The sequence below is a fragment of the Streptomyces milbemycinicus genome, assembly GCF_002154605.1.
GTDB lineage: Bacteria > Actinomycetota > Actinomycetes > Streptomycetales > Streptomycetaceae > Streptomyces > Streptomyces milbemycinicus.
Genome location: NZ_MUNE01001166.1, coordinates 1 through 532, shown reverse-complemented (window position 1 = coordinate 532; position 532 = coordinate 1). Strand labels below are relative to the sequence as shown.

The 532-nt window shown below is 69.5% G+C and carries 2 pseudogenes; both read left to right on the top strand.

What is annotated here, in order from left to right:
• Positions 1-233, top strand: a pseudogene (locus tag CCN51_RS51830) (FAD-dependent monooxygenase); the annotation flags it as partial.
• A gap of 84 nt (positions 234-317) precedes the next feature.
• Positions 318-532 (top strand): annotated as a pseudogene (locus CCN51_RS51825) (MFS transporter); the annotation flags it as partial.

Here is a 532-nt window from a genome sequence, read left to right as displayed (position 1 = left end):
TGATGCCTCCATTGGGGGCGGGCGCGAACCTCGCGATGCTGGATGGCGCCGAACTCGCCGAGTCCATCGCCGCCGGCCCTGAAGATCTGGACGAGGCCGTCCGCGCCTTCGAGGAACAGATGTGGGCACGGGCCGGCAAGTGGGCGAAGATCACGACGGCCGGTCTGGAACGCCTCGTGAGCCCGGACCCCGCCGAAGCCCTCGCCCTCTTCGACCAAGTCCAGCCATCCTGACTGGCTCGTCCTGGCAGAGGTGGGCCGAGCCTCCCACGAAAACCAGTGGCACGGCTTGGTGCGTACCAATTAGCTTGCGCGCTCGTGACCGAAGCTTCGAAGGCGCAGGGGCTGTTCTCCCGGACGTACGCGGCCGCCACCGCCAGCTTTGCGGCGGTGATGTTCCTGACCGGGTTCGCCGCGCTCGCCGTGGTGCCGACCTTGCCGACCGCGGCCCGGGACCTGGCCGGGGTGTCGCTGTTCCCCGTGGTCGCCGGGTGCTTTGTGACGGCGAGTCTGCTGGGTGGGGTGCTGGGCGG